Genomic DNA, 26,760 nt, shown 5'->3' on the forward strand with positions numbered 1-26,760 from the left:
CCCCGCCGCGTTCAATCATGCTGCTCCGCCGCGCGGGTAGCTGGCGGCCGGCACCCGTGACCTGACGAGTAACACGATGGCTGATTTACCGATTGACGACCTAAACGTTGCCTCCAACGAGACTCTGATCACCCCCGATCAGCTCAAGAAGGACATTCCGCTCAGCGCGACCGCCCTGCAGACCGTGACCGCGGGCCGTGAAGTGGTACGCAATATCCTCGACGGCAAGGACCATCGCCTGTTCGTGGTGATCGGCCCCTGCTCGATCCACGACCTCAAGGCTGCGCACGAGTACGCCGAACGCCTCAAGGTACTGGCCGCCGAAGTCGCCGACACCCTGTACCTGGTGATGCGCGTGTACTTCGAGAAGCCACGCACCACGGTCGGCTGGAAAGGCCTGATCAACGACCCGTACCTGGATGACTCGTTCAAGATCCAGGACGGCCTGCACATCGGTCGCCAACTGCTGCTGGATTTGGCGGAAATGGGACTGCCCACCGCCACCGAAGCCCTCGACCCGATCTCGCCGCAGTACCTGCAGGACCTGATCAGCTGGTCGGCGATCGGCGCGCGCACCACCGAATCCCAGACCCACCGTGAAATGGCCTCGGGCCTGTCGTCGGCAGTCGGTTTCAAGAACGGTACCGATGGTGGCCTGACCGTAGCGATCAACGCCCTGCAATCGGTCTCCAGCCCCCACCGCTTCCTGGGTATCAACCAGGAAGGCGGCGTGTCCATCGTGACCACCAAAGGCAATGCCTACGGCCACGTGGTGCTGCGCGGCGGCAACGGCAAACCCAACTATGATTCGGTCAGTGTGGCCCTGTGCGAGCAGGCGCTGGACAAGGCCAGGATCAAGCCGAACATCATGGTCGACTGCAGCCACGCCAACTCCAACAAGGACCCGGCCCTGCAGCCGCTGGTGATGGACAACGTCGCCAACCAGATCCTCGAAGGCAACCAGTCGATCATCGGCCTGATGGTCGAGAGCCACCTGAACTGGGGCTGCCAGGCAATCCCCAAAAACCTCGCCGAGCTGCAGTACGGCGTGTCGATCACCGATGCCTGCATCGACTGGGAAGCCACCGAGAAGTCTGTGCGCAGCATGCGCGCCAAGCTCAAGGATGTGCTGCCCAAGCGCGCCCGCGGCTGATCCCCATGAACGAAAACGCCGGGCAATGCCCGGCGTTTTCGTTCATGGCTGGTGCAGTCGACTCAAGCCTTGCTGGAGTGCTTCTGCTGGCGCTCCATGTAGCGCTCGACATAAGAGCACGAAGGGATGACCGTGTAGCCCATGTCTTCGGCATAGGCGAGCGCCGTTTCGGTCAGCGCCGCTGCAATACCTCGCCCGCGCAGTGCGTTCGGCACAAAGGTGCGGTAGATATCCAAGGTCTGCTTACCCAGGTCCATGTAAGTCAGGTAGGCACGATGACCGTCCACATTGGTCTCGAACTGATGACCAGCCTGGTCATGGTGGATGGACAACGCCTCGCTCATCACTACTCCTCGCGGGTCTTGTATTAGTAGACCCTTACCTTACCGATGTTTGTCCGGCGAAGGAACCTCTACGCCACCCCGTGCCCGCTTGGACAGCAAGAACAGCCTGGTCGTTCTCTGGCAACTGAGCACGTACAAATAGTAGGCGCCCTGCGCACAGATGCTCAAGGTACTTGATCGTGAAATCCTGCACTTGCAGCACGCGAACACGACAGTGAGCAACACCGTCAAGAGTAGCCGGATGATTTAGTGGATAAGACGTAGACTGACACTTGAAGTCACTTTTAGTTCAACAAAAAAACGCTTCACCACAGGTGTTTCAACACGGCTACAGGGGCGTTTACGCACTTTTCACACACGTACCGCAAAGCGCCCTGCAGCCGCGCAATTTTTTTTGCAGTTCTTGCGCTTGGTCAGTTTACTTACTACAAGTAATGGGTACTATGTACGCCGGCCAGTTTCTCTTTGTTGAGAGATGGCTCTTTAATAGAAAGTCCTTGAAGGGGAACACGATGAACAACGTTCTGAAATTCTCTGCTCTGGCTCTGGCCGCAGTACTGGCCACCGGTTGCAGCAGCGTCTCCAAAGAAACCGAAGCCCGTCTGACTGCAACCGAAGACGCAGCAGCCCGTGCACAAGCTCGTGCCGATGAAGCCTACCGCAAGGCTGATGACGCTCTGGCTGCCGCTCAGAAAGCTCAGCAAACTGCTGACGAAGCTAACGAGCGCGCTCTGCGTATGCTGGAAAAAGCCAGCCGCAAGTAATAGTCCTTCGGGATTGTTATGAAAAAGCCGACCCACCTGTGGGTCGGCTTTTTTATTGCCTGCAGTATTGCCTGGCGCAAACGACGAGGCCCGCCATCAGGCGGGCCTCGAAGAGCCTGCACGACGTTACTGCAGTTCGACCGGCACGCTCGATACCATGGGCGCCGCACCTGTAACGGGAACAGCTATTTCCACCGGCATACCGTCCTCGGCCGCGACCACGTCACGCACCATGTCCCAGTTCATGCGCAGGTTGTTGGCCAGGTCTTCACGCTTGAGCAGGGCATTGATGACGGCAGTGTGCTTGTCCACCACCGAGGGGTCACCGTTGTCGTCCAGCGGCGTGTGCGCCTCGAGGTAGACCTTGCCGGCACTCAGGCCAAACTTGTAGGGCTCGCTGATGATGCGTACCGACGTGCCCACCGGCGCCATGCCGGCCAGTTGCAGCACATTGTTGTTGAGCATGCGAAAGCACCCGTGGCTGGTACGCATGCCAATACCGAACTTCTTGTTGGACCCGTGGATCAGGTAGCCCGGCACGCCCAGGGTGAACTTGAACGGCCCCAGCGGATTGTCCGGGCCGGCCGGCACCACATTGGGCAGCGGGTCGCCATCGGCGGCGTGCTCGGCCTTGATCGAAGCGGGCGGGGTCCAGGTCGGGTTCGGGGTCTTGGCGGTAACCTTGGTGTTGGCGATCGGCGACCCCCAGCCCTCACGACCAATACCCAATGGGAAGGTGTGCACCACGTTCTGCCCTTTCGGGTAGTAGTACAGGCGGTACTCGGCCAGGTTGATCACGATGCCCTCGCGCGGGCCCGGCGGCAGGATGAAGCGGGTCGGCAGCACGATCTCGGTACCGGCGCCCGGCAGCCACGGGTCGACCCCCGGGTTGGCTGCGACCATTTCCAGGTAGCCGAGGTCGTTGGCAGTACCGATATCGGCAAAGGTGTCCTCGTACTTGGCCTTGATCACCTGGACCTGGCCAATGATGTCCTCGCCAGGCGGCGGCAGGGGGAACTCCAGTGCAGCAACAGGGCCCGCCGCGAGCAGGGCGGCCAGGGACAGGCAACGGGTGACGGCGGGAAAGCGCGGCAACATCCGGGAAATCCTTCGCTAATTCAGTAGGGTCAAGAGGGCAATTGTACACCGCCCCCCGCCCAACCGGGAGGCATCCCGGCGGGAGAGCCCTTGCCAAAGGTAAAAAGGCGGATAGGCGGGCCTACAGCTGCGGCCAGACCGGCCGGGTGCCGCGCCGCTGGGCATCAAGAATGGCCCGGCACAGCGCGCATAGGCGCTGGTCGCGATAGATGGTGCGCTCGACCCCCGACCAGCGCGGCTGTGCGGGCAGCAAGGTGCCGCACAACGTGCGGTCGGCCGAGCCGCCGAGTTCGAGCTGGCGGGCGATCAGGTGGACGCGACTCTCCTGGCAGGCGAACAGGTCAAGCTGTTCGTCAGGCTCGATCAATTGATAGGCATACAGGGACCAGGCGGGACGCGGCATCGGGGGCTCCAAATCGGGGGCGCAACATTAGCCCAAAGCCGGTCACTATAAAAGCGTCAAAGCAGCGGTTTTATTGATGGCCAGGCATTTTCCAGCAACTTTTGCTGAGCCACCTGCGCCGGATGAATGCCGTCGGCCTGCATCAACTCGGGTATGCCGCCCACGCCCTCGAGGAAAAACGGTACCAGCGGGACCTTTTTCTCGGCGTGCAGATCGGCATACACCTGAGCGAAGGCGTCGGTGTAACGCTTGCCGTAATTGGGGGGCAGGCGCATGCCCAGCAGCAGCACCTTGGCACCGGCGTCGCGGGAGCGGTCGATCATCGAAGCAAGATTTTGTTGCAATTGCGTAGGCAGTTGCCCGCGCAGGCCGTCATTGCCGCCCAATTCGACCACCACCAGGCTTGGCTTGTGCGCTGCAAGCAGCGCCGGCAGCCGTGCCTGGCCTCCTGCACTGGTGTCTCCACTGATCGATGCATTGACCACCTTGTCGTCGAAACCCTCGGCCCTGAGCCGCTGCTCCAGCAGGGCAACCCACCCCTGGCGGGTATCCAGGCCAAAAGCGGCACTGATACTATCCCCGACGATCAGCACCGTTCCTGCCGATGCGCCCTGGGCCATGCACAACAAGGCCAGGCCTGCACTCAATAACCATTTTTGCATTGGATTCTCCATGGGCCCCAGCATATTAACTGCGCGCAACCTTAGCAAAGTGGTCCCCAGCGCGGAAGGCGACCTGACCATCCTGCACCCCCTGGACCTCGATTTGAACACCGGCGACAGCCTGGCGATCGTCGGGGCCTCGGGGTCGGGCAAATCCACCCTGCTCGGCCTGCTGGCCGGGCTCGACCTGCCCAGCGCGGGCTCGGTCGCCCTCGCCGGCCACGACCTCGGCGCGCTCGACGAAGACCAGCGCGCCAAGGTGCGCGCCGAACACGTCGGCTTCGTGTTCCAGTCCTTCCAACTGCTCGACAGCCTCAATGCGCTGGAGAACGTGATGCTGCCGCTGGAACTGGAGGGGCGTCGCGATGCCCGCGAGCAGGCCCACGCCCTGCTCGAGCGGGTCGGCCTGGGCCAGCGCCTGAGCCATTCGCCGCGCCAGTTGTCGGGCGGTGAACAACAACGGGTAGCAATAGCGCGCGCCTTTGCCGCGCACCCGGCAGTGCTGTTCGCCGACGAGCCTACCGGCAACCTCGACAGCCACACTGGCGAGCGCATCACCGACCTGCTGTTCGAACTGAACAAAGAACGCGGTACCACCCTTGTGCTGGTTACCCACGACGAACGCCTGGCCCACCGCTGCGGGCGTCTGATCCGCCTGGACGCCGGCCACCTGGTCACCCCGCTGGAGCCCTAGATGGCACACCTGTCGTTTCTGCGCCTGCTGAGCCTGGCGTTGCGTCAACTGATGCGCGATGCCCGCGCCGGCGAGCTGCGCGTGCTGTTCTTTGCCTTGCTGGTGGCGGTGGCCGCAAGCACCGCCATCGGCTACTTTGGCGCCCGTCTCAACGGCGCCATGCTGCTGCGGGCCACCGAGTTCCTCGGCGCCGATCTGGTGCTGCAAGGCAGTGCACCGGCCGCCCCGCAACAGATCAGCAGCGGCGAGGCACTGGGCCTCAAGCATGCGCAGATCGTCGAGTTCTCCAGCGTCATCGCCACCGACAACGGTATCCAGCTGTCCAGCGTCAAGGCGGCGGACAGCAATTACCCGTTGCGTGGCGAACTGCGCAGTGCGCCAGAGGCGTATGGCCAGGAAGTGGCAGGCGGCGGGCCGGCACCCGGCGAGGCCTGGGCCGAATCACGCCTGCTGGCCGCGCTGAACCTCAAGATTGGCGACAGCGTCGATGTGGGCAGCAAAACCCTGCGCCTGAGCCGGGTGCTGACCTATGAACCCGACCGCGCCGGCAACTTCTACAGCCTGACCCCACGCGTGCTGATGAACCTGGCCGACCTGGCCGCGACCGGGGTGGTGCAGCCCGGCAGCCGGGTAACCTACCGTGACCTGTGGCGCGGTGAACCCGACGCCCTGGCCCGCTACAACCAGGCCACCAAGGCCGGCCTTGCCGCGCACCAGCGCCTGCGTGACTCACGCGACGGCAATCAGCAGATCGGCGGCGCCCTGGGCAAGGCCGAGCGCTACCTGAACATGGCCAGCCTGGTGGCGGTGCTGCTGGCGGGCGTAGCCGTGGCGTTGTCAGCCAGCCGCTTCGCCATCCGCCGCTTCGACGCCAGTGCCCTGCTGCGCTGCCTGGGCCTGTCGCGGCGCCAGGCGCTGACCCTGTTCTGCCTGCAGCTGGCGCTACTGGGCAGCGTGGCCGCACTGAGCGGTGCCCTGCTCGGCTGGCTGGCGCAGCTGGGGCTGTTCGCCCTGCTGCAAGGCTTGTTGCCGGCGGTGGTACCACCCGGTGGCGTGGGCCCTGCACTGGCAGGGATCGCCACAGGCTTGGTGGCATTGGCCGGTTTTGCCCTGCCGCCCCTGGCCGCGCTGGGCCGGGTGCCGCCGCTGCGAGTACTGCGTCGCGACCTGCTGCCGGTACCGGCCAGCAGTTGGCTGGTATATGGCGCGGCGCTGCTTGCGCTGGGCCTGATCATGTGGCGCCTGAGCCTGGACCTGTTGCTGACCTTCGCCCTGCTGGGCGGCGGCCTGCTGGCGGCGCTGGTGCTTGGCGGTCTGTTGCTGCTGGGCTTGCGCAGTCTGCGCCGCCTGCTGGCCGGTGCCCCGCTGGCCTGGCGCCTGGGCCTGGGGCAACTGCTCAAGCACCCGCTGGCCGCCGCCGGTCAGTCGCTGGCCTTCGGCCTGATCCTGCTGGCCATGGCGCTGATCGCCCTGTTGCGTACCGAATTGCTCGACACCTGGCAGAACCAGTTGCCCAAGGACGCCCCCAACTACTTCGTGCTCAATATCCTGCCCGACGACAAAGACGCCTTCAGCCAGCGCATCAACGAATTCTCGATGCACGCGGCGCCGCTGTTCCCAGTGATCCCCGGGCGCCTTACGCAGATCAATGGCGAGCCGGTGCGCGAGATCGTCAGCAAGGAATCCACCGGTGATCGCGCGATCCAGCGCGACCTGAGCCTGACCTGGGCCGCCGACCTGCCCCAGGGCAACGCCCTGAGTGCCGGCCAGTGGTGGCAGGCACAGCCCCCGGCGGATACCTTGCCCGGTGTCTCGGTCGAAGCGCAACTGGCCGAAAGCCTGAAGCTCACGCTCGGCGACACATTGACCTTCAGCATTGGCGGCCTGGAGCGCCAGGCCCGGGTCAGCAGCCTGCGCACCGTCAACTGGGACAGCTTCCAGCCCAACTTCTACATGATCTTCCAGCCCGGCACCCTGCAGGACCTGCCGACCACCTACCTGACCAGCTTCTACCTTGCCCCTGGCCACGACCAGCAGGTCGTGGCACTGTCGCGTGCCTTTCCGGCGGCCACCATCCTGCAGGTGGACGCGCTGCTGGAGCAGTTGCGCAGCATCCTGGCCCAGGTGACGCTGGCAGTGCAGTACGTGTTGCTGTTCGTGCTGGCGGCGGGGCTGGCGGTGTTGTTCGCCGGCTTGCAGGCGACGCTGGATGAACGCATTCGCCAGGGTGCGTTGTTACGCGCGCTGGGGGCCGGACGCAGCCTGCTGGTGAAGGCGCGGCGTATCGAGTTCGGCCTGCTGGGTGCGGCCAGCGGCTTGCTGGCGGCACTGGGCACCGAGCTGATCAGCCTGCTGCTGTACCGCTACGCGTTCGACCTGCACTGGAGCCCGCACCCGTGGCTGCTGCTGTTGCCGCTGGTGGGCGCGTTGCTGGTGGGCGGTGCGGGTGTATTCGGCACGCGCCGGGCGCTCAATGCCAGCCCACTGACAGTGCTTCGCGAGGGCTGATAGACTCGGCGGCTTGTTGCCCGGAGCTGGAAGCCCATGAGTCGATACCGCCCGCCGCGCACCGCCGGCACTGCACTGATCACCCCCGAGGGCGAGGCGCGCATGCGCGCCGAGCTGCACGAGCTGTGGCATGTGCGCAGGCCCCAGGTGACCCAGTCGGTGAGCGAGGCGGCGGCCCAGGGTGATCGCTCCGAGAATGCCGAGTACACCTATGGCAAGAAGATGCTGCGCGAAATCGACAGCCGCGTGCGCTTCCTGACCAAGCGCCTGGAGAACCTCAAGGTAGTGAGCGAGCGCCCCAGCGACCCGAACAAGGTGTACTTCGGTGCCTGGGTGACGGTGGAAAACGAGGACGGCGAGCAGTCACGCTATCGAATCGTCGGCCCCGACGAGCTGGACTTGAAGCAGGGCCTGATCAGCATCGACTCCCCCCTGGCGCGCGCCCTGATCGGCAAGGCGCTGGATGCTGAAGTGCGGGTACAGACGCCGACGGGCGAACAGACGCTGTATGTGGTGGAGATTGCCTACCCCTGAGGGCATCAGGCCCGGGTAATCAGGCCCTGACGCGCTACGCGGGTCAGGTGGCGGATCACTTCGGCGGCGTCTTGCTGCGACGGTGCCTGCACCACGGCCAGGTCGAAACGGTCGTTGGCGAAACGGCTGAGTGACTCGCAGGTGTCGGCGAACTGGATCAGGAAGGCGGTGGCGCGGCCCTTGCGGCGAGGCCAGCCATCGAGGTAGCGCAGAAGCGTGGGTTGATGCTGACCGCCCAGTAGAATGCGCGGGGTGCGCGAGACCTGGCTGGCAGGAAGGGGGGCCAGGCAGACGCTGGTACGTGGGCAACTCATGGAGTAGTTTTCTCCGCCTCGCAGATCCCGCTGGGCTGCGGTGGGAGGCGTCACCGAACCAGCGCTTTAGCGGTATTCGGAAGACCTGATCGAGGCCTTCCTGCGCCCCGCAAGTAGCTGTTTAAATCGGCGCAAGTCGGCATCCTAGAGAAGCTGCGGCCTGGCTGTCAACAACGCCGATGCCTGATGAACGAGTGGGCGCGTTGAAAAAACAGGTGCAGGCCTGTGGCGCGTCGACTGGCAACGGGGCCCGCGCCCGCGAGGTGCGGCCCTGGCAGTACTGCCGCACATCGCAGGGCGACCAGCCCCGCCGAGGTCACTTGGCAATAATACGATCCACCGACGCCCTGCCCGCTCCTTCCACCAGCACCGCCACCGCACCACCGAGCAAGGCCAGGGCGAACTCATAACCATTGTTGGCCATGAACAAGCCATTGCCGATATGCACCGAGAAGATCGCCACCAGCAGCAAACCAATCAGCGCCAGCGCCGCCGGGCGCACCAGCAGGCCAATCACCAGCGCCAGGCCACCGAAGAATTCGGCCCCCCCCGACAGCATTGCCATCAGCATCGGCGGGGTCAGCCCCAGGCTTTCCATGAACTGCGCCGTGCCCGCCAGGCCACCACCGCCAAACAGGCCGAACAGCTTCTGCGAACCATGGGCCATGAAGATGATGCCGACGATGATGCGCAGCACGGTGATGCCCCAGCCGGCACGGGTAAACAATACGGAGTTGATGGCGTTCATGTGATCTTCCTTAAACGTTGTAGGTGTCTGTTGGTCGCCATATTAATCATATTTACAAATGTTAAAATCGCAATAATCCGCACATAACAATCGAAAAACAAGATTATTTTCGCGCCGCCACCTTTTGCCCCTGCGGCTCCAGCGATGCACGCTCGCGGTCGAATGCCAAAAAGTACTTGTTGACGCTATTAACATAGCTGACCGGCCCCATTCCCACCTGCTCCATGGCAACGCGCTCCACCTGGAAGAACCACTGGTTGGGGTTCAGGCCGCGTCGGCGTGCCTCGGCGCGCATCGCCTGCACACGCTCGGGCCCCAGGTTGTAGCCGGCCAGCACGAACGCCATGCGTTCGCGCTCGTTGAGCTGGTTGCTGGAAAAGAACTTGCGCCGGATCAACGCCAGGTAGCGAGCACTGGCCTGCACATTGCCGTCGACATTGGCGATGTCTCGCACACCAACCCGCTGCGCCGCACTCGGGGTGATCTGCATCAGGCCATGCGCACCGCCCATGCCCCTGGCGGCGGGGTTGAGGGTCGACTCCTTGAATGCCAGCGCAGCCAGGCTCAGCCAGTCCAGGTTCTGCGCCTGGGCATGGCGCTGCAGCACCGGCCGCAGTTTCTCCAGGCGTTGGCGATTGGCCCGCGCCAGCGGGTAATGCACCTTGTACAGGCGCCGGTAGATTCGCTCGAATGCCGCGTCCTGGTCGGCAGGCGCGCGGTACCCCTGCAGGAAACGATCGATGCTCGCATGCAGCATTGCCGCATCGCGGCGCACGTACCAGTGCATGGACTCGGGCGCAGTCAGCTGCAGCTTGCGCTGCACCTGCAACCGGGGCATGACCTTGGCCCAGCGCAACGCAATCGGCTGCTCGACCACGGTCAGGTGATAGATGCCAGCCTGCACCATCTCCAGCACATCCTCGACCGCCAGGCTCGGGTCGACCCACTCGATCTTGATCGGTGCCAGCTTGCGCAGGGCAAGCTTCTGGTTGATCTCGTGCAGGGTGTCCCCCGCCGCGCTCGCGCTGGTCAACGCCAGGGTGCGTCCAGCCAGTTGCTCCACCCGTTGATACATGCGCTCGCCCTTGCGCCCCACCAGCACCAACGCCACGTTGTCGAGTACCGGGTCGCTGGCGGTGACGCCACGTGTGGATGAGAGGTCGATCAGTTCACCAGGGGCGACCAGGTCGCCCTCGCCACGCTGCAGCGCGCCGATGAGCTGGTCCTTGGCCTTGGGGATGATCTTCAGGCGAATGCCCTGGCCGTCGCGCGCGCGGGCGTTGAGGTAATGCTCGAACGCGACCAGCCGATGGTACTCGACACCCACCGGCTGGCCCTTGACCTCACCGGAGCTGTTGCGGCTCTGGTTGATCAGCACGCGCAGCTCACGGCTGCTGCGAATGTGCGCCAGGTCACGTACCTTGGCGGGCGGTGTCGCCTGCGAAGGCCCTGGCAAACGTGCGCTCGCCGGCCCGGCGCAGAGCAGCGTGAAACACAGCAGGAGCAGCGACAGCGCTCGCGTCATCCAGTCTCCAGCAACAGGCCGCGGTTGAGTAGTTGACGCCATAATGAACTGTCGATCCGTGACAATTGACCGCAAAAGACCACTTCAACGCTTTGAAGTTCTTCGCGTTATTGATATTTTTCGGCGCTGCCAGGCGCGTTTGCCGCACACCCCGAGGTAGCACCATGCAACTCATCGACATCGGCGTCAATCTGACCAACTCAAGTTTTGCCGGCAAGCACGAGGCGGTGCTCGAACGTGCGCAGGCTGCCGGGGTGCATCAGATGCTGCTGACCGGCACCAGCCTGGCCGGCAGCGAGGCGGCCCTGGAGCTGTGCGAGCAGCTCGACCCGGATGCCCGCCGCCTGTTCAGCACCGCCGGCGTGCACCCGCACGATGCCAGCAGCTGGAACGCCGATACCGCGCGCCACCTGCACGCCCTGCTGGAACAGCCACGGGTGCGTGCCGTGGGTGAATGCGGACTGGATTTCAATCGCGATTTCTCGCCGCGCCCGCAGCAGGAAAAAGCCCTCGAAGAGCAACTGGCATTGGCGGTCACGCTGCAGATGCCGGTGTTCCTGCATGAACGCGACGCCAACGAGCGCCTGCTGCAGATTCTCAAGGACTACCGCGACCGCCTGCCCGCCGCCGTGGTGCACTGTTTTACCGGCGAGCGCAGCGCGCTGTTCAGCTACCTGGACCTGGACCTGCACATCGGCATCACCGGCTGGATCTGCGACGAGCGCCGCGGCACGCACCTGCATCCACTGGTCAGCAGCATTCCGGCCGGACGCCTGATGCTCGAAAGCGACGCCCCTTACCTGCTGCCGCGCAGCCTGCGACCAAAACCCAAAAGCGGGCGCAACGAACCCGCCTATCTGCCCGAGGTACTGCGTGAAGTGGCGTTACACAGGGGAGAGTCGCCCGAACAGGTCGCAGCCCATACCACACAGTGCGCACAGCGATTTTTCTCACTTCCTGACATAGCTTGACGCATATCAAGATTCCGAGCTGAATTGTCGGACAAAATGATGGCACCTTGCCAACATTGTTTCCGCTCAATCAGAGAAGACCTACCCATGGGTGCCTGGCTCAGCAATATCTCACTGAAGTACAAGTTCTGGGCGGTCAACGCGGTCGCCTTCGTCACAACCCTGTTCCTGGTGTTGTATGCGGTGCACCTGGAGCAGCGGGCCCGGGTCGAGGCGGCCCAGCTCCGCGTCCACGCCGAAGCCCGCCTGCTGGCCGCCTGGCCCGCCGAGCAGCGCTTGCCGCAATCGGCCACCTGGCTGAGTTTCAGTTCCGGACAGACCCCCTCGTTCAACGGCGAACCGCTTGGCGCCCTGGCCTCGGCGCGGGGCTGGGTCGAGTTGAACGACCTGCCGCTGCTGGGCACCGACCCGTTGATCGGGGCCGAAGTGGTCAGCCACAACGGTCAGCAGATCGCCGTACTGGCCCTGGGCCCAAGCCTGGCCCAGGTGTTCTCGGACCGCTTCGTCAACTACGCGGTCTGCGTGCTGGTGTTGATGCTGGCCATGCTGTGCGCCTCGCAGTTGCTGATCCGTTTCCTGCTCAGCCAGCTCAATACGCTCAAGGATGTGATGCTGCATGTGGAGAAGACCGGCGACCTGTCGGCGCGAGTGCCGCTGGCCTGCGCCGACGAGGTCGGCCAGATGGCCAGCGCCTTCAATGCCATGCAGACCACGTACCACCGGGTGGTGAACACCGTGGCGCGCACCGCGGCGCAGCTCGATGCGGGCGCTGCGCGGCTGGCCGCGAGCATGAACGAGGTGCGTCACGGCATGCTCGGCCAGCAGAGCGAAACCGACCAGGCCGCCACCGCCATCAACGAAATGACCGCCACCGTCTACCACATTGCCCAGCATGCGGGCGCTACCCGTGACCTGTCGCAGAGCGCCGATACCCTCGCCGGCAGCGGCAAAGAGGTGGTCAGCCGGGTGCAATCGTCGATTGCCGGGCTCTCCAGCGGGGTGCAGCAAACCGCCGAAATGATCCGCCAGCTCGCCGAAGACAGCCAGAAGATCAACAGCGTGGTCGGGGTGATCCACAGCATTGCCGAACAGACCAACCTGCTGGCGCTCAACGCCGCCATCGAGGCGGCGCGCGCTGGCGACCTGGGCCGCGGCTTCGCCGTGGTGGCCGATGAAGTGCGCAACCTGGCCAAGCGCGTGCAGAGTTCGACCGATGAGATCACCACCATGGTCTCGGCCCTGCAGGCCGGCACGCGCGATGCAGTGGAGTTCATGACCGAAAGCTCGTTCAAGGCCGACGATTGCGTCAAGCAGGCCCAGGAAGCCGGCGAAGCGCTGGCGCAAATCACCGGCGCAGTGGCGCAGATGCGCGAAAGCAATACGCAGATTGCCGTGGCCGCCGAACAGCAGAGCCAGGTTGCCGAAGAGATGAACCGCGCGGTGGTCAGCATCCGTGATGTGACCGAAGAGACAGTGCAACAAACCGTCGGCTCGGCCACCACCAGCAACGAGCTGGCCACCCTGGCCGGCGAGTTGAACAAGGTCATCGGTCAGCTCAAGCTATAAACCCGATAGCCAGGCGCGATTGGCCCCCGAAAGGGGGCCACACTACGCTTGAGTCATCTGTCAAAGCGTTGCTGAGGACGCCTGTGATGAACAAGCACCTGTTTCACCTGCCCCACTGGCACCCCGCCCCGCGCACCCCGACCAACCAGGCGCTGCAACTGATCGCACTGCCGTTGCTGGTGATCGGTGGCCTGCTGGTACTGGCCGGGCTGTACGACGCCGACCCGGGCACAGCGGCGGTGGGTATCATCGGGGTGCTGGCCGGCGTTGCCGTGAATCGCCAGCGCCACTGACGCTCAACCAAACACGGTGACGGTCTGGCGACTGATTGCCAGCAGGTCCCCTGCAGCGGTCCACAGGGCTGCCGACACATGCCCGTAGCCATCACGGGCATAGTCGATCTGGGCGCAGTACTGGCACCAGTCCAGGGTGGTCAGGCTCGCCACCGGCTGCACGAACTCGATGGTCCAGGTCAGGGTACTGCCAGGCGCCGGCGTGCTCAGGTGCGGCAGCAAGGCCGGGGGCCAGGCATCGACCAGCGCCAGCAGGTGCGCCTCGGTCACCAGCTCTTCGACCACATCCTCGCCGCGCAGGCGTACCCAGCCGCCCATGCTGCGGGCCTGGGTGTTGCTGTAGGGCAAGCCGCCGATCCCCCAGCGCAACGCCAGGTGACGAATGAATTCAGGGGTGATGCCCTTGATGTAAGGCATCTCGGGTGTGGCCTCGGCCAGGGGCTTGAGCGCCACCGCCGGCAACGCGGCCACCTCCACCACCGAACTGCGCCCGGCGCCGAAGCTGCCCTGGATCAGCGTCACCACCTGGCCATTCTGCACGGCGCGCCCCAGCAGCGAACTGACGGCCTTGCCGTCGCGCAGCGGCTCCACTTCAAAACTGATCGGCATGCCGGGCTCGGCCGGGCCGACAAAGGTGATGGCCAGCGAGCGTACCGGACGGTCCGGCGCGACCTTGGCATGCATGGCCTCGTACAGCAGGGCCGCCATCAGCCCGCCAAAGCAGGCGCGCCCCTGCGCCCACTCGGCGGGGATGACCACCGCCTGGGGCTGCAAACGCACAGCGGTCAGCAATTGGGAAAAATTCATCGGTACCTCGACCTGAGCGCAAATGTGTCGATGTTACCCAGCCAGCACTGGGCAAACAGGCCGCAAATCTGCCAAATACGCGGCTATCGACGCTTGATTTCGCTCGCCAAGGTCTCCAGCGTGCGGTCTGCCGTTTGCTCGGCAGCCTGCTGCTGCTCACGCCAGTGCGCGACACACGGGGCCAGGTCCGGCTGCTGCTCGGCTTGCAGCAGCCACTGCAACAGGTCGTGCCAGTCGCCCAGATCACCCTGGGCACGCTTGAGGGTACGGCGCAGGGCCGAAGGCAGATGATCAAGCTGCGGGTACGCCTCGGCGCCATAGCGCACGCGCTTGATCAGCAGGCGCAGGCGGTGACGGTCATGCGCCGGGTCGTGCAGGGCACGCAGCAACTGGCGCCACTGCTTGTCGAGGCGCTTGTCGAGGCGCGGCTTGAGCTTGCGCATGATCTGCTGACGCTGCGCGGCGCGCAGGAACATCGGGAAGGCGTCGACAACCCCCAGCAGTTTCGTCAGCTCGGCGCTGGCGGCCACTGCCGCGAAGGTGCGCGGGCGCCCGGAAAGGCGCTGCTGCGCCGCGACCCGTTGCCCGCGCTCGAGCAATTGCGCGGCCAGCACCTCGCTGTCACGCAGCGGCGTAGTCACCTGGCCCACCGCGGCTGCCGCCGCTTCCAGCTGGTCGACCCCTGGGTAGCCACGCAAAGGCCGCAGCAGGCTGCGCAGGCGCCGCACGCTGGTGCGCAGGTCGTGCAACGCCTCGCTGTCGGTATCGGCCGCCAGACGTGCCTGGCAGGCCAGCAGGCGCACGTGCAGGCTCAGCACCTGGGCAATCACATGGTCGAGCATCGCCGACATGGTCTACTCCCTGGTCAACGGCCGGCGCGCGATTCGCGAATATAGAAGCGCGCTTTCTCGGCCTTCTTGCTGCAGCCCTCGAACGCTTCGAACTGCTGCTGGGTCTTGGCCCCGGTCAACAGCGACAGGGCCTTGGAGTAGCTGACGGTACCGGCAAAGCCTTCGGCCTTGGCCAGGTCAAGCTCCTTCCAGGCTGAATCAAGCTGATTGCCGCAACTGTCACGGTAGGCCGTCTTGCCGGCACAACCGCCAAGGACCAGGGCAATCAGGGGAAGACAGATCCAGGCTTTCATCGGTGATACCTCAAAGGAAGATGTTCAGATGGCACTTCGACGTCACAGCGCGCAAAAAGTGCCCTGTTCAGCGTAGCGCAGCGCTTGTCACGATTGAAGCACAGCCACCAATAGGTGCATTGTTAGGGCATTGGCGACGGACAGGCGCAAGGAACCATCATGGGCAAACGCGTAGCACTGGTGCTGGGCTCGGGCGGCGCCCGAGGGTATGCACATATTGGCGTGATCGAAGAACTGGAGCGACGGGGCTACGACATCGCCTGCATCGCCGGCTGTTCGATGGGCGCGGTGATCGGCGGCATCTATGCTGCCGGCAAACTCGACGAATACCGGCGCTGGATCGAAAGCCTGGACTACCTCGATGTACTGCGCCTGGTGGACGTGAGTTTCCGCCTGGGCGCGATCCGTGGCGAAAAGGTGTTCGGGCAGATCCGCAAGATCGTCGGCGAGATCAACATCGAAGACCTGCGCATCCCCTACACCGCCGTGGCCGCCGACCTCACCAACCAGCAGGAGATCTGGTTCCAGGAGGGCTGCCTGCACCAGGCGATGCGCGCCTCGGCGGCGATCCCGAGCCTGTTCACCCCGGTGGTGCAGGGCAACCGCATGCTGGTCGATGGCGGCATTCTCAACCCGCTGCCGATCATCCCGGTGGTGTCCAGCCATTGCGACCTGATCGTGGCGGTGAACCTCAACTCGACCAACCAGAAGCATTATCAGCTACCGGTGATCGAGCGCCCGGCGGCGTTCAAGTTGCGCTTCGACAACCTGATCAGCTCGCTGGGCTCGCACCTGCCGTTCCGGCGCAAGGCGGCCGAGGGGCTGATCCGCATCGAGCAGGCCGCGCCCAACCCGTGGCTGAGCGATGCGGCCGAGCCCGAGGCGCAGCAGCCGGCGGCGGCGCCCGAGTCGGCGGGTGCGCCAAAATCGGCGACGGGCTCGTTCATCATCGACAACGTCGGGCCGGCCTCGCTGCTGGACCTGATCAACCAGAGTTTCGAGGTGATGCAGACGTCACTGGCGCAGTACAAGATCGCCGGGTACCCGCCCGATATCCTGATCAACGTGCCCAAGCGGGTATGCCGTTTCTTCGAGTTCTACAAGGCCCCCGAGCTGATCGCACTGGGGCGCGAGATTGCGCGCGATACGCTGGACAACTACGAGGCCGAGCGGCGCTAGCCGTCAGTACCAGCCCCTTCGCCGGCAAGGCCGGCGAAGGGGCCATTACGTTTGCTGCGGCCCGATCAGGCGATACCCCACCCCAGGCTCGGTGACGATGAAGCGCGGCGCCGTCGGGTCGTCCCCAAGCTTTTGGCGCACATGCGCCACCACGATCCGCAAATAGTGGCTGTCGTCCACATGGCTCGGCCCCCAGATATCCCTGAGCAGTTGCTGCTGGGTGATCACCCGACCCGGATGGCGCGCCAGTTGCGCCAGCAACGCATACTCCTTGCGTGTCAACGCCACTTCTTCCCCCGCCAGCGTCACCCGCCGGTAGGCAAGGTCCACGGTCAACGGCCCGAAGCACGGCGCCGACTCTTCGGCCAGCGCCTGCGGCGCCTGGCGCAACAATGCGCGCACCCGCGCCAGGAACTCCTGGATACCGAACGGCTTGGTCACATAGTCATTGGCCCCGCCATCCAGCGCCTCGACCTTCTGCACCTCGCTGGCGCGCACCGACAGCACCAGCACCGGCACCTGGCTCCACTCGCGCAGTTCGCGCAGCACCTGCTGCCCGTCCATGTCCGGCAGGCCCAGGTCCAGCACCACCAGGTCCGGGCGGGACAATGCCGCCTGGCTCAAGCCCTCGGCGGCCGTACCGGCCTCCACCACCTTGTAGCCCTGCGAGCTCAGGCTGATGCGCAGGAACTTGCGGATCTGCGGTTCGTCGTCGATGACCAGCACGGTCGCGCTCAGGCTCATGGGGTCTCGCTGTCGAGTTCAGGTTGGGCCGGGAGCGGCAAGCATAGTGTGATGCAGGTGCCCTGGCCATCCAGGCCGTCAGCCACCCGGATCTGCCCGCCATGGGCACCGATCATGCCCTGGCAGATCGCCAACCCCAGCCCGGTGCCCTGCCCGCCCCGATCACCGCGCGCGGCGGTGTAGAACATGTCGAAGATGCGCGCGCGATCTTCCACGGCAATCCCCGGCCCCTGGTCAGCCACGGCAACGCACAGCAGGCCGGCCTCCACGCTCACCCGCAGTTCGAGGCGACCGTGCACGGGCGAGAAGCGTGCGGCGTTCTCCAGCACATTGATCAGCGCCTGTTCGATCAGCGCCGCATGCACGTACAGCAGCGGCAACTCGGCCGGGACCTCGGTGCGCAACTGCAGCGGTGCCAGCAGCACGCGCAAGCGGCTCAGGGCACTGGCGACAATGTCGGCCGGCGCCACCCAGTCACGCGCCAGCTTGAGCCCGCCATGCCCCAGGCGGGTCATGTCGAGCAGGTTCTGGATGTAGCGGTCCAGGCGTTCGGCCTCGTCACGGGTGCCTTCAAGCAGTTCACGCCGGTCCTGCGCCGGGATCGCCTCGCCCAGCGCCAGCAGGCTGTCGATGCTGCCGCGCATGGCAGTCAGCGGAGTGCGCAGGTCGTGCGACACCGACGCCAGCAACGCACTGCGCAGTTGCTCGGTCTCACCGTGCAGGCGCGCGGCCTCCAGTTGATCGGCCAGGCGCGCACGTGCCAGCGCCTGGGCCAACGGCTGGCTAAGGGCCTTGAGCAGTCGTCGGCGTGGCGCGCTCAGCAACCGGCCTTCACGCGGGCGTACACCCAGCAGCGCCAGCGGGCCTTCGTCCACTGACAGCGGCCACCACCACCAGCGCCCGTTGGGCAAGGTGTCACTGCCAAGGCCGGCAGCCTGGTCGTGCTGCCAGGCCCAGTCGGCGGCCGCCCGTTCGTTGTCGCTGAACTGCAGCGCACCGCCGCTGGCCACCTGCAACAGGCCTTCGGCATCGCGCTCCAGCAGGCACATCTGCACGTCCGTCCAGCCCTCCAGGTGCTGCCCGGCAGCGCTGAACACGGCCTGGCGGTCGGTGGCGGCAGTCAGCTTGCGCGACAGGTCGAGCAACTGCCCGGTCTGCTCCTGGGTTTCGCGCAGGGCCTGCACCTGACGACGTTGGCGTGCGGCCAGGTTGCCGGTCAGTGCGGCCATGAGCAGGAAGAACACCAGGGTCAGCACGTCCTCCTCGCGCTGGATGCTGAGGGAGAAATTCGGCGGGATGAACAGAAAGTCGTAGGCCAGGAACGACAGTGCCGCACACACCAGCGCAGGCCCCAGGCTGCTGCGCACCGCCACCAGCAGCACTGCCGCCAGGAACACCAGGGAAATGTTGGGCAACGCCAGCAGCCCCGCCACTCCCCACGCCAACGCACTGGCCAGCAGCGTCGCCAGCAGCGCCAACAGGTAATGCCGCCACGCCCAGGCCCTGGCCACCTGTGCACGTGGCGGCGCGGGTTGGGCATCGCGGTCCAGCACGTTGATCTCCAGCCCGTGCGCCTCGCGCAGCAGGCGCGCCGCCACCCCGGCGCCAAACCAGCGCCGGCGCAGCCGATCACGCGACTGGCCGACCAGCACCAGGCTGGCACGCCGTTGCAGGGCATGCTGGATCAGGGTTTTGGCCACCTCGCCCGCGCGCAGCAGCACCACTTCGCCCCCCAGGCGCTCGGCCAGTTGCTGCGCCGCCTGCAGGCGCTGGCGGGCGTTTTCGTCACGCAGCCGGCCGTTGTCCACGTGCACCAGGCTCCAGGGCAAATGACGACGCTGCGCCACCCGGCTGGCGTGGCGCACCAGGCGCTCGGCCTGGGCATCGCCATCCACGCCGACCAGCAGCCGCCCGCGCAATGCCGGGGCATCCTGGCCCAGGGTGCGGTAGCCGTGCGCCAGGTCGGCGTCCACCTGCGCCGCAGCGGTCTGCATGGCCAGCTCACGCAGGGCGGTGAGGTTGGTCTGGGTGAAGAACGCGTCGATCGCCGCACGCGCCTGCTCCGGCACGTACACCTTGCCATCGCGCAGGCGCTCGAGCAGTTCGCGCGGCGGCAGGTCGATCAGCACCAGCTCGAAGGCTTCCTGCAGCACCCAGTCGGGCAGCGTCTCGCGCACTTGCACGCCAGTGATGCCACGCACCTGGTCATTGAGGCTTTCCAGGTGCTGCACGTTGACGGTGGTGTACACGTCGATGCCTGCCGCCAACAGCTCCTGCACATCCTGCCAGCGCTTGGCATGGCGGCTGCCGGGCGCGTTGCTGTGGGCCAGCTCGTCCACCAGCGCCAGGTGCGGGACAGCCTTGAGCAGGCCGTCCAGGTCCATTTCCTCGAGCATCACGCCACGGTACTCGGCGCGCACCAGCGCCTGCTGCGCCAAGCCACCCAGCAGTGCCTCGGTTTCGCTGCGCCCGTGGGTCTGGACGATGCCCGCCAGCACCTTCACACCCTGGCGCGCCTGGGCATGCGCAGCCTGCAGCATGGCGTAGGTCTTGCCTACGCCGGGCGCCGCCCCCAGGAACACTTTCAACCGGCCGCGCCCTTCACGGGGCAACTCGGCCAACAACGCATCGGCGCGTACTGAATCACTCATGGTCAACGCATGTCCTTAGTTCGTAGCCGGCGCCAGCAGGTCGAGGGCCATGTTCAGGGCCAGGATATCGACTATCGGTGGCCCCACCAGTGGCTGCAGGGTGGACTGCTCCACCAGCCCTTGCAAGGTCGCCACCGGCAGTTGCCGCGCCGCGGCCACCCGCGGCAACTGATAGGCCACGGCGGCCGGTGGCAGGTGCGGGTCCAGCCCGCTGGCGGAGGTGGTCAACAGGGCCAGTGGCACCGGCCCCTGCGCTTGCACATACAGGCTGCGGGCTGCGTCGCCGACCCGCGTGGCCAGGGCCGGGTTGCTCGGCGCCAGGTTGCTCGCGCCACTGGCGACGGTGGCGTAGTCGGCCGCCGACGGCCGCGAATGAAACCAGGCATCGCCACTGAACGACTGTCCGAGCAGGCGCGAACCGCGTACCTGCCCTGTAGCGTCATGCAGCAGGCTGCCATTGGCCTGTTCGGGGAACGCCAGCTGGGCGACCCCGGTGACCACCAGTGGGTAGGCCACACCGGTGATCAGGCTCATCAACACAATCAGGCTCAGGGCCGGACGTACGACAGATGTCATGTCTCTCTCCTTGGTTCAGACCAGGTGCAGCGCGTTGAGCAGCAGGTCGATCAGCTTGATCCCGGCGAACGGCACGATCAGCCCGCCCAGGCCATAGATCAGCAGGTTGCGCCGCAGCAGTTGCGCGGCACTCGCCGCCTGCACGCGCACCCCGCGCAGCGCCAGCGGGATCAGCACCACGATGATCAGCGCGTTGAACACGATCGCCGAGACGATCGCGCTCTGCGGGCTGGCCAGTTGCATCAGGTTGAGCACGCCCAACTGCGGGTAGATCGCGGCAAACAGGGCAGGCAGGATGGCAAAGTACTTGGCCACGTCGTTGGCGATGGAAAAGGTCGTCAGCGCCCCGCGGGTCACCAGCAGTTCCTTGCCCACCTGCACCACCTCCAGCAACTTGGTGGGGTCGCTGTCCAGGTCGACCATGTTGGCCGCCTCGCGAGCCGCCTGGGTGCCGTCGTTCATGGCCATGCCGACATCCGCCTGGGCCAGCGCCGGCGCATCGTTGGCGCCATCACCGCACATGGCCACCAGGCGCCCGTCGTTCTGCTCCTGGCGAATGCGCGCCAGCTTCTTCTCGGGCGTGGCCTCGGCCAGCACGTCGTCGACCCCGGCTTCGGCGGCGATGGCGGCGGCGGTCAGCGGGTTGTCACCGGTCACCATCACGGTGCGGATGCCCAGCGTACGCAGCTCGGCAAAGCGCTCGCGAATGCCGGGCTTGACCACGTCCTTGAGGTGGATCACGCCAAGCAGGCGCTTGTCCACGCACACCAGCAACGGCGTGCCGCCGCTCTGGGCGATACGCTCCACTTCACGGGCCAGCGCGGCGGGCAGGTCCAGGCGCTGCATGCCGACGAAGGCCAGTACCGAGTCCACCGCCCCCTTGCGATAGCGGTGCACGCCGAAGTCGACCCCCGACAGGCGGGTTTCGGCGCTGAATGCGACCGGCACCAGTTGCGTGGCGTCGGGCGTAGAGATGTCATGCCACTGGCGCAGGTACTCGACGATCGACTTGCCCTCGGCGGTATCGTCGGCCAGCGAGGCTAGCAAGGCGCCCTCGCCCAGCTCACGGGCACTGATGCCAGGGGCGGCGTGCACCGCACTGCAGCGGCGGTTGCCGAAGGTGATGGTGCCGGTCTTGTCCAGCAGCAGCACATGCACGTCACCCGCCGCCTCCACTGCGCGCCCGGAACGGGCGATCACGTTGAGCCGCACCAGGCGGTCCATGCCGGCGATGCCGATGGCCGACAGCAGGCCGCCGATGGTGGTGGGAATCAGCGTCACCAGCAGCGCCGCCAGGAAGATCATGGGGATACTGCCGCCGGCAAAATGCGCGAACGGTTGCAGGGTAACCACCACCACCAGGAAGATCAGCGTCAGGCCGATCAGCAGGATGTCGAGGGCGATCTCATTGGGGGTTTTCTGGCGTTTGGCGCCTTCCACCAGGGCGATCATGCGGTCCAGCGTCGACTCGCCGGGATTGCTGGTGATCTGCACCAGCAGCCAGTCGGAGACCAGCCGAGTGTTGCCGGTAACCGCCGAGCGGTCGCCACCGGACTCGCGGATCACCGGCGCAGACTCACCGGTGATGGCCGCCTCGTTGACCGCAGCGATACCCTCGATCACCTCGCCGTCGCCGGGGATCATCTCGCCGGCCTCGACACGCACCACATCGCCCTTGCGCAGGTCGCTGGCCAGCACCACCTCGAAATCACCCGAGCGCGTGCGACGCCGGGCGTTCAGGCCCTGGCTGCCGGCCTTGAGGCTATCGGCGCGCGCCTTGCCCCGGCCTTCGGCGAGGGCTTCGGCAAAATTGGCGAACAGTACGGTGAACCACAGCCACATGGCGATCTGCACCGATACGCCAGTGGGCACCTGGCTTGGCAGCAGGCACACCACCGTGGTGAAGATCGCGGTCAGTTCCACCACCAGCATCACCGGGGCACGCTTGAGCTGGCGCGGGTCGAGCTTGACGAACGCCTGCACCAGGGCCGGCCGCCAGAGTGCGGCGATGGTGGTGCGGGCAGCGGCGGCCGGGGCCGCCTTCATTTCAGGGACAGGCATGTTCATGGTTGTGTCCTCACAAGCCCAGGCTCAGGTGTTCAGCGACCGGGCCAAGGGCCAGGGCTGGCAGGAAGGTCAGGCCACCGATCAGCAGGATGGTCACCAGCAGCAGCGTGACGAACAGCGGGCCGTGGGTCGGGAAGCTGTCCTGGCCCACCGGCGCGCTCTTCTTCAGGGCCAGGCTGCCAGCCAGGGCCAGCACCGGCAGGATGTAGCCGAAGCGCCCGATCAACATGCCCAGGCCGATCATCAGGTTGTGGAAGGGGGTGTTGGCGCCCAGCCCGGCAAACGCCGAACCGTTGTTGGCGCTGGCCGAGGTGTAGGCGTAGAGCAACTGACTGAAGCCATGCGGCCCCGGGTTGCTGACGGCGGCTGCCGGGCCCGGCAGGCTGGTGGCCAGGGCACCGAGTACCAGCACACCGACCGGCATCACCAGCAAGCTCGCCACCAGCAACTGCACCTCACGAGCCTGCAATTTCTTGCCCAGGTACTCCGGGGTGCGCCCGATCATCAGCCCGGCCAGGAACACGGCGATCAGCACGTTGAGCAGCATGCCGTAGAGGCCGGCGCCGACCCCGCCGAAGATCACCTCCCCGACCATCATGTTGACCATCGCGACCATGCCGCCGAGCGGGCTCAGGCTGTCGTGCATGGCGTTCACCGAGCCGTTGGAGGCCGCCGTGGTGGTCACGCTCCAGAGCACGCTGGCGGTGGTGGCGAAGCGGCTTTCCTTGCCTTCCAGCGGCGCTGCCTGCTCCACCAGCGGGTTGTTCAGCGCAGGATTGGGCTGGTACTCGGACCAGAGGGCGGTGGCGCCGCCGATCAGGAACAGCGCCAGCATGCACGCGATGATCGCGCGGCTCTGGCGCAGGTCCTTGACGTAGTGGCCGAAGGTGAACACCAGGGCCACCGGGATCAGGATGATCGAGGCCACCTCGAACAGGTTGCTCCAGGCGCTCGGGTTCTCGAACGGATGCGCCGAGTTCACGCCGAAGAAGCCCCCGCCGTTGGTGCCCAGTTGCTTGATCGCGATCTGGCTGGCGGCCGGGCCCAGCGGTATGAGCTGCTCGGCGCCTTGCAGGGTCACGGCGTGCACGTAGTCGCTGAAGGTCTGCGGCACGCCCTGCCACACCAGCAGCAGCGCCAGCACCAGGCACAGTGGCAGCAGCCCGTAGAGGGTGGCGCGGGTCATGTCGACCCAGAAATTGCCCAGGGTGGCGGCCGAGCGCCGGGCGATGCCACGGCACAGGGCGACCAGTACAGCCAGGCCGGTGGCGGCACTGACGAAGTTCTGCACGGTCAGGCCGAGCATCTGGCTGAGGTAGCTGAGCGAGGCTTCGCCACTGTACGACTGCCAGTTGGTGTTGGTCATGAAGCTGACGGCGGTGTTGAACGCCAGTGACCACGCCTGGCCGGGCAGGTGCTGCGGGTTCAACGGCAGGTGGCCCTGCAACAGCAGCACGGCGAACAGCAGCACGAAGCCCGCGAGATTGAAGGCGAGCAGCGCCAGCGCATATGTTTGCCAGCTCTGCTCGGTCGCCGGGTCAACCCCGGCAACCCGGTAGCACCCCCGCTCCAGCGGCCCCAGTAGCGGCGACAACCAGGTGCGCTGGCCTTCCATGACGTTGTAGTAAAAGCGCCCTAGCCACGGTGCCGGCAACAGCACCAGGGCAAAAAAAACCAGCAGCAACGCGTAGTCGTGACTGTGCATGGCTGCTCCTAGTCGCGATCGGCGCGCAGCAACGCGGCCATCAGGTACACACACAACGCCACTGCCAACAGCAGCGACACCCCTTCCAGAATGCTCATGAAGAATCTCCGTCCTGCGGCACGGTGCCGCTGACGGTGATTGTCGGGAAGGGGCGCGTAAAGGCGCGAGAGGGCTAGCGGGGGTTGGGTATAAAGAATGCGTAAATATCAGGAGGGGTCGATACGTCGAGCCGCCTCTCCCGCAGGTTCCCCACTGTACTCAAGGACAATGGGGTACCTGTGGGAGCTGGTGTGAAAGCGCAGGGGCCGCCAGCCTTTGCGCCTACGCCCGCGGCGGGCTCAGCGGCTCGCTGCGCGTCCAGTCCAGCAGCAGGCTGTAGGCCACGGCCAGCAACGTGGGCCCGATGAACAGGCCGATGAAGCCAAAGGCCAGCAACCCGCCAAACACCCCCAGCAACACGATCACCAGCGGCAGGTTGCCGCCGCGGCTGATCAGGTACGGCTTGAGCACGTTGTCCACGCCACTGATGATGAACGTACCCCAGATGCCCAGGAACACCGCCATGCCGTACTGCCCCTGCCAGGCCAGCCAGGCGGTGGCCGGCACCCAGGCCAGTGGCGGCCCCATCGGGATCAGGCTGAGCATGAAGGTGACCAGGCCCAGCACCAGCGCCCCCGGCACCCCGGCGATCATGAAGCCGATCAGTGCCAGCAGGGCTTGCGCCGCTGCCGTGCCGATCACCCCGTTGACCACCCGCTGCACGGTACCGGCCACCAGGTCCAGGTAGTACTCGGCACGCTCGCCAATCAGCCGGTTCAGCAGGCGCAGCACGAAGGCCGACAGGCGCGGCCCGTCGCGGTAGAAGAAGAACACGAAGACCAGGCTCAAGGTAAGCTCCAGAACCCCGCCGCCGATCTGCGCACTGCGCGCCAGCAGCCAGTTGCCCACCTGCCCCAGGTGTGGCTTGATCGCGGCCAGCAAAGCCGCGCCCTGCTGGTCGAGGGTGTCCCAGAACCCCACCAGGCGTTCGCCCACCAGCGGTACACCGCTCAGCCAGGCCGGCGCATCGGGCAGGCCGTCGACCTGCACGTCACGGATGAATGCGGTGGCATCGCGAACATGGTCGGCCAGGTTGAACCCAAGCCAGACCAGCGGCAGCGCCACCAGCAACATCCACAACACGGTGAGGAGACTCGCCGCCAGGGTTTCGCGCCCGCCGAACAGCCGGGTCAGCAGGCGCATCAGCGGCCAGCTGGCATAGGCCAGGATCGCCCCCCAGAGCAAGGCCGAAATGAACGGCGCCATCACCCATAGGCCCGCACCCAGCAGGCCGAGAAGGAGTATCTGTACCAGCAGGCGATCATTGTTGAGCATAGTGGCCCCGCTCAGCGGATCAGTTCGACATGCAGGCCGGCGGCCGGCTGCGACCCCACTTCAAGGCGCGCCTGGCGCACGCCGGCCTTGACCAGTTGCTCGCGCCAGGCTTCGGCCTGGGCGCCGGTCAGGCTCACGCGCAAGGTGCTGTTGAGGTTGAGGCTGCGCGACAGCAGGTTGACCCACGCCGGCTGCGGTTCACCCTTGAGGTCGGCGTAGTCGAGCTTGCCGGTGCTGAGCAGCTCGCGCTGCACCGTGGCCGGTGTGGGCAGCACTTCACCCAGCGGTGCGTTGGCGACAAACTCTTCCACGTGCAGGTAGGCGCGCTTGTTACCCTTGGTGATGCTGTACAGCGCGACCAGGGTATCGCTGGCGGCGCCCGATCGGCGCAGCAGGATGAACGCCTGCTGGTTGTCGGCACCGGTCAGGTTGAACCGGCCTGCCAACTGTGCGGACCACAGGCTGCTTTCACCGCAGTCCTGCGCCTGGCACCAGAACAGCGGGTAGCCACCGGCGGCCTGCAAGGCTTCGCGCGCCGCCGTGAAGGCTTCGTTGGCGTTGCGCTCGGCGGGCAGCTGGTAGGTGGCGTAGCTGACCTGGCCACGCCCCTCGACCTTGCCGTCCATGCGCACTACATTGCTGATCTTGCGCAGTGAGCCCAGCGGGTACACCCGCTCCTGTTCCTGCTCCCGTTCCTGCTCCCGGGTCTCGCCCACTACCTTGGCATCCAGCGGTACCGGAAGCTGATCGGCCATCAGTGGGGTGCTGGCGAGCACGGCAAGCCCGACAAGGCCTGTACGAATCAGACGCGAAATACTCATTGGCGAGCCATGGCACGGACGGCCTCGATGGCAATAATTGGTGCAACGGTGTCGCGCTTGATCATGGTTGTCTCCCTGTTCAACCCGCCAAGCCTCGACAGTTGCCCGCCGCAAG

General features: G+C 65.7%; 27 protein-coding genes. 9 read left to right on the top strand and 18 right to left on the bottom strand.

Annotated elements, in window-relative coordinates:
- Positions 1-76: 76 nt before the first annotated feature.
- Entirely contained in the window at positions 77-1,153 is a 1,077-nt protein-coding gene (locus KUO17_RS13895; protein ID WP_217976121.1) for a 3-deoxy-7-phosphoheptulonate synthase, read from the top strand.
- A gap of 62 nt (positions 1,154-1,215) precedes the next feature.
- Here KUO17_RS13895 and KUO17_RS13900 read toward each other — a convergent pair whose 3' ends face one another.
- A complete protein-coding gene (locus tag KUO17_RS13900) occupies positions 1,216-1,497 on the bottom strand; it encodes a GNAT family N-acetyltransferase (RefSeq protein ID WP_217976122.1) in 282 nt (93 codons plus the stop codon).
- A 512-nt stretch (positions 1,498-2,009) separates the two neighbouring features.
- Here KUO17_RS13900 and oprI point away from each other — a divergent pair.
- Complete coding sequence (gene oprI / locus KUO17_RS13905; protein WP_037058464.1) at positions 2,010-2,261, top strand: outer membrane lipoprotei OprI; 252 nt, start codon at positions 2,010-2,012, stop codon at positions 2,259-2,261.
- A gap of 126 nt (positions 2,262-2,387) precedes the next feature.
- Here oprI and KUO17_RS13910 read toward each other — a convergent pair whose 3' ends face one another.
- The 3 genes from KUO17_RS13910 to KUO17_RS13920 form a co-directional block, all read right to left on the bottom strand.
- Positions 2,388-3,359, bottom strand: a complete 972-nt coding sequence (locus KUO17_RS13910; RefSeq protein WP_217976123.1) for a L,D-transpeptidase family protein — start codon at positions 3,357-3,359, stop codon at positions 2,388-2,390.
- A gap of 121 nt (positions 3,360-3,480) precedes the next feature.
- Entirely contained in the window at positions 3,481-3,762 is a 282-nt protein-coding gene (locus KUO17_RS13915) for a hypothetical protein (RefSeq protein ID WP_217976124.1), read from the bottom strand.
- Between the two features lie 56 nt (positions 3,763-3,818).
- Positions 3,819-4,424 carry an arylesterase gene (locus KUO17_RS13920; RefSeq protein WP_217976125.1) on the bottom strand — a complete coding sequence of 202 codons (606 nt, stop codon included), beginning with the start codon at positions 4,422-4,424 and terminating at the stop codon, positions 3,819-3,821.
- Positions 4,425-4,434: 10 nt separating this feature from the next.
- Between KUO17_RS13920 and KUO17_RS13925 the strand changes: the two genes are divergently transcribed.
- Genes KUO17_RS13925 through greB form a run of 3 tightly spaced genes read left to right on the top strand, consistent with a single transcriptional unit; the run spans position 4,435 to position 8,160 of the window.
- A complete protein-coding gene (locus KUO17_RS13925) occupies positions 4,435-5,118 on the top strand; it encodes an ABC transporter ATP-binding protein (protein ID WP_217976126.1) in 684 nt (227 codons plus the stop codon).
- On the top strand, positions 5,119-7,626 hold the full coding sequence (locus KUO17_RS13930) for an ABC transporter permease (RefSeq protein ID WP_217976127.1): 2,508 nt from the start codon (positions 5,119-5,121) through the stop codon (positions 7,624-7,626).
- A gap of 36 nt (positions 7,627-7,662) precedes the next feature.
- Positions 7,663-8,160, top strand: coding sequence for a transcription elongation factor GreB (greB, locus tag KUO17_RS13935; protein ID WP_217976128.1), 498 nt, complete (start codon positions 7,663-7,665; stop codon positions 8,158-8,160).
- 5 nt (positions 8,161-8,165) lie between these two features.
- Here greB and KUO17_RS13940 read toward each other — a convergent pair whose 3' ends face one another.
- The 3 genes from KUO17_RS13940 to KUO17_RS13950 all read right to left on the bottom strand — a co-directional run bounded on the left by KUO17_RS13940 (position 8,166) and on the right by KUO17_RS13950 (position 10,747).
- Complete coding sequence (locus KUO17_RS13940) at positions 8,166-8,474, bottom strand: hypothetical protein (RefSeq protein WP_217976129.1); 309 nt, start codon at positions 8,472-8,474, stop codon at positions 8,166-8,168.
- Between the two features lie 316 nt (positions 8,475-8,790).
- Positions 8,791-9,222, bottom strand: a complete 432-nt coding sequence (locus tag KUO17_RS13945) for a DoxX family protein (RefSeq protein WP_217976130.1) — start codon at positions 9,220-9,222, stop codon at positions 8,791-8,793.
- A gap of 103 nt (positions 9,223-9,325) precedes the next feature.
- Positions 9,326-10,747 (bottom strand): MltF family protein, encoded by a 1,422-nt coding sequence (locus KUO17_RS13950; RefSeq protein ID WP_217976131.1) that lies wholly within the window; start codon positions 10,745-10,747, stop codon positions 9,326-9,328.
- A 164-nt stretch (positions 10,748-10,911) separates the two neighbouring features.
- On the opposite strand from KUO17_RS13950, the gene KUO17_RS13955 reads away from it, so the two are divergent.
- From KUO17_RS13955 to KUO17_RS13965, 3 genes are all read left to right on the top strand, one after another.
- Complete coding sequence (locus tag KUO17_RS13955) at positions 10,912-11,718, top strand: TatD family hydrolase (RefSeq protein ID WP_217976132.1); 807 nt, start codon at positions 10,912-10,914, stop codon at positions 11,716-11,718.
- A gap of 87 nt (positions 11,719-11,805) precedes the next feature.
- Entirely contained in the window at positions 11,806-13,284 is a 1,479-nt protein-coding gene (locus KUO17_RS13960) for a methyl-accepting chemotaxis protein (RefSeq protein WP_217976133.1), read from the top strand.
- 86 nt (positions 13,285-13,370) lie between these two features.
- Positions 13,371-13,577, top strand: coding sequence for a hypothetical protein (locus tag KUO17_RS13965; protein ID WP_217976134.1), 207 nt, complete (start codon positions 13,371-13,373; stop codon positions 13,575-13,577).
- A 3-nt stretch (positions 13,578-13,580) separates the two neighbouring features.
- Here KUO17_RS13965 and KUO17_RS13970 read toward each other — a convergent pair whose 3' ends face one another.
- The 3 genes from KUO17_RS13970 to KUO17_RS13980 all read right to left on the bottom strand — a co-directional run bounded on the left by KUO17_RS13970 (position 13,581) and on the right by KUO17_RS13980 (position 15,528).
- The gene (locus tag KUO17_RS13970; protein ID WP_217976135.1) at positions 13,581-14,384 is read right to left on the bottom strand and encodes an acyl-CoA thioesterase; all 804 of its coding nucleotides are present in this window, start codon (positions 14,382-14,384) and stop codon (positions 13,581-13,583) included.
- Positions 14,385-14,467: 83 nt separating this feature from the next.
- A complete protein-coding gene (locus tag KUO17_RS13975) occupies positions 14,468-15,235 on the bottom strand; it encodes a CHAD domain-containing protein (RefSeq protein ID WP_217976136.1) in 768 nt (255 codons plus the stop codon).
- Between the two features lie 14 nt (positions 15,236-15,249).
- Complete coding sequence (locus KUO17_RS13980) at positions 15,250-15,528, bottom strand: hypothetical protein (protein ID WP_217976137.1); 279 nt, start codon at positions 15,526-15,528, stop codon at positions 15,250-15,252.
- A gap of 159 nt (positions 15,529-15,687) precedes the next feature.
- On the opposite strand from KUO17_RS13980, the gene KUO17_RS13985 reads away from it, so the two are divergent.
- Positions 15,688-16,707: a patatin-like phospholipase family protein gene (locus tag KUO17_RS13985; protein WP_217976138.1), complete on the top strand. Its 1,020-nt coding sequence runs from the start codon at positions 15,688-15,690 to the stop codon at positions 16,705-16,707.
- A 45-nt stretch (positions 16,708-16,752) separates the two neighbouring features.
- Here KUO17_RS13985 and KUO17_RS13990 read toward each other — a convergent pair whose 3' ends face one another.
- From KUO17_RS13990 to KUO17_RS14025, 8 genes are all read right to left on the bottom strand, one after another.
- Positions 16,753-17,451: a response regulator gene (locus KUO17_RS13990; RefSeq protein ID WP_217976139.1), complete on the bottom strand. Its 699-nt coding sequence runs from the start codon at positions 17,449-17,451 to the stop codon at positions 16,753-16,755.
- Positions 17,448-20,102 carry a sensor histidine kinase gene (locus tag KUO17_RS13995; RefSeq protein WP_217976140.1) on the bottom strand — a complete coding sequence of 885 codons (2,655 nt, stop codon included), beginning with the start codon at positions 20,100-20,102 and terminating at the stop codon, positions 17,448-17,450. Before KUO17_RS13995 ends, KUO17_RS13990 begins: the two co-directional genes overlap by 4 nt.
- A 15-nt stretch (positions 20,103-20,117) precedes the next feature.
- Positions 20,118-20,678, bottom strand: a complete 561-nt coding sequence (kdpC, locus tag KUO17_RS14000; protein WP_217976141.1) for a potassium-transporting ATPase subunit KdpC — start codon at positions 20,676-20,678, stop codon at positions 20,118-20,120.
- 15 nt (positions 20,679-20,693) lie between these two features.
- Complete coding sequence (gene kdpB / locus KUO17_RS14005; protein ID WP_217976142.1) at positions 20,694-22,745, bottom strand: potassium-transporting ATPase subunit KdpB; 2,052 nt, start codon at positions 22,743-22,745, stop codon at positions 20,694-20,696.
- A 10-nt stretch (positions 22,746-22,755) separates the two neighbouring features.
- Positions 22,756-24,450 (bottom strand): potassium-transporting ATPase subunit KdpA, encoded by a 1,695-nt coding sequence (kdpA, locus tag KUO17_RS14010; RefSeq protein ID WP_217976143.1) that lies wholly within the window; start codon positions 24,448-24,450, stop codon positions 22,756-22,758.
- 8 nt (positions 24,451-24,458) lie between these two features.
- A complete protein-coding gene (kdpF, locus tag KUO17_RS14015; protein WP_217976144.1) occupies positions 24,459-24,548 on the bottom strand; it encodes a K(+)-transporting ATPase subunit F in 90 nt (29 codons plus the stop codon).
- A gap of 223 nt (positions 24,549-24,771) precedes the next feature.
- Complete coding sequence (locus KUO17_RS14020) at positions 24,772-25,824, bottom strand: AI-2E family transporter (RefSeq protein ID WP_217976145.1); 1,053 nt, start codon at positions 25,822-25,824, stop codon at positions 24,772-24,774.
- Between the two features lie 11 nt (positions 25,825-25,835).
- Positions 25,836-26,645 carry a DUF4892 domain-containing protein gene (locus KUO17_RS14025; protein WP_217976146.1) on the bottom strand — a complete coding sequence of 270 codons (810 nt, stop codon included), beginning with the start codon at positions 26,643-26,645 and terminating at the stop codon, positions 25,836-25,838.
- Positions 26,646-26,760 lie beyond the last annotated feature (115 nt).

The sequence above is a fragment of the Pseudomonas aegrilactucae genome (assembly GCF_019168305.1).
GTDB classification, from domain to species: Bacteria; Pseudomonadota; Gammaproteobacteria; order Pseudomonadales; family Pseudomonadaceae; genus Aquipseudomonas; species Aquipseudomonas aegrilactucae.